This window comes from Nonomuraea zeae (genome assembly GCF_005889725.1).
Classification (GTDB): Bacteria; Actinomycetota; Actinomycetes; order Streptosporangiales; family Streptosporangiaceae; genus Nonomuraea; species Nonomuraea zeae.
Genome location: NZ_VCKX01000640.1, coordinates 1 through 1,877 on the forward strand (window position 1 = coordinate 1; position 1,877 = coordinate 1,877).

At 68.7% G+C, this 1,877-nt stretch carries 4 protein-coding genes; 3 read left to right on the forward strand and 1 reads right to left on the reverse strand.

Annotated elements, in window-relative coordinates:
* A partial coding sequence (locus ETD85_RS62010; protein ID WP_240780190.1) for a MerR family DNA-binding transcriptional regulator occupies window positions 1–247 on the reverse strand: 247 nt, incomplete at its 3' end.
* A 104-nt stretch (window positions 248–351) separates the two neighbouring features.
* On the opposite strand from ETD85_RS62010, the gene ETD85_RS62015 reads away from it, so the two are divergent.
* From ETD85_RS62015 to ETD85_RS62025, 3 genes are all read left to right on the forward strand, one after another.
* On the forward strand, window positions 352–1,113 hold the full coding sequence (locus tag ETD85_RS62015) for a MerR family transcriptional regulator (protein WP_138699054.1): 762 nt from the start codon (window positions 352–354) through the stop codon (window positions 1,111–1,113).
* Between the two features lie 52 nt (window positions 1,114–1,165).
* Window positions 1,166–1,477 carry an ArsR/SmtB family transcription factor gene (locus ETD85_RS62020; protein WP_138699055.1) on the forward strand — a complete coding sequence of 104 codons (312 nt, stop codon included), beginning with the start codon at window positions 1,166–1,168 and terminating at the stop codon, window positions 1,475–1,477.
* The coding region (locus ETD85_RS62025; protein WP_138699056.1) for an SRPBCC family protein at window positions 1,474–1,877 on the forward strand (404 nt) is incomplete at its 3' end. The genes ETD85_RS62020 and ETD85_RS62025, both read left to right, overlap by 4 nt.

Sequence of the window (1,877 nt, forward strand, 5' to 3'; positions counted from 1 at the left end):
CGGAGATTGTATAAGAGACAGCCCCCGACAACACCTGCCCCACCACCGGCAACGGCACATCCAGCGACCGCAGCAACCCGATCGACAACGCCTCCCGCGCCTGCGAAGCCCGGTAATAGCGGTAACCCGTCTCAGCATCGACATACGCCGGCCGCAGCAACCCCAGCTCGTCATAGTGCCGCAACTGCTTGACGCTCAACCGCCCCAACTGCGCGAACTGCCCGATCGGCAACAGATCCTCATCCACACCCCCAAGCATGGGCTCTCCCCCCACCGGAGAGTCCAGCCACGACACACCACCCGCCGCCCGAACTTGACCCTCACGTAACGTCACCCGGCAAGGTGTAAGACATGAGCTTCTCCGTGGGACAGGTCGCCAGGCTCGCCGGCATCACCGTACGCACCCTGCACCACTACGACGAGATCGGCCTGCTCACCCCCGGCGAGCGCACCACCGCCGGCTACCGCCGCTACACCGACACCGACCTCACCCGCCTACAGCAGATCCTGCTCTACCGCGAGCTCGGCTTCGCCCTGGAGGAGATCGCCGTCATCCTCGACGAACCCCGCACCGACGAGCTCACCCACCTGCGCCGCCAGCACGAGCTCCTCACCCGCAAAGCCGAACGCATCCACGAGGTCATCGCCGCCGTCGAACGCGCCATGCAGGCCCGCACCCTGAACATCCCCCTGACCCCGCAAGAACGCCTCGAAGTCTTCGGCGACTTCCGCCCCGAAGACCACGACGCCGAAGTCGAACGCCGCTGGGGCGGCGGCGAACGGTACGCCCAGAGCCGCCGCCGCGTCGCCACCTACACCAAAGCCGACTGGCTCCAGCTGCGAGCCGAAGGCGAAGCCATCGCCGCCGACCTCGTCGCCGCCTGCAAAGCCGGCCTGCCCGCCGACGGCGACCACGCCATGGACCTGGCCGAACGCCACCGCGGCCACATCACCCGCTGGTTCTACACCTGCACGTACGAGATCCACCGCTGCCTGGGCGACATGTACGTCGACGACCCCCGCTTCACCGCCACCTACGACGCCCTCACCCCTGGCCTGGCCGGCTACCTCCGCCACGCCATCCACGCCAACGCCCGCCGCGCCGGCGCCTGAACCCCACTACATGCACTTGCGGGCATATACCCGGCCGAGTATATTCACGCCCATGCGCTTCGACGTGCTAGCAGAACCCGCCCGACGCCACATCCTCGACCTCCTCCTCCAACGCCCCCACCTCGTCGGCGAGCTCACCCACCACCTCGGCCTCACCCAGCCCGCCACCTCCAAACACCTGCGCGCCCTACGCGAAGCCGGCCTCGTCACCGTCCGCAAAGACGCCCAACGCCGCTGGTACGAACTACGCCCCCAACCCCTCGCCGACATCGACGCCTGGCTCACCCCCTACCGCAAACTCTGGGCCCACAGCCTCGACCGACTCGACAACCACCTCGACACCATGGAAGACCACGACCGATGAACGAAAACCTCACCATCCACCCCGACGGCCGCACCACCCTGCGCATGCAACGCCGCCTCCCCCACCCCCAGGCCAAAGTCTGGCGCGCCATCACCCAGCCCGAACACCTCGCCCACTGGTTCCCCGCCGACGTCACCATCGACGGCGACCGCATCACCTACGGCTTCGGCCCCCAAGGCCGCATCACCGAGCTCGACCCACCCCACGTCTTCGCCCACACCTGGGGCGACGACGAGCTGCGCTGGGAGCTCCACCCCGACGGCGAGGCCACCATCCTCACCCTCACCCACACCTTCACCGACCTCCACGGCGCCGCCAGCTTCGCCGCCGGCTGGCACACCTGCGTCCTGGCCCTGCTCGCCCACCTCGACGAACGCCCCGCCCGCCGGCCCACCGGCAC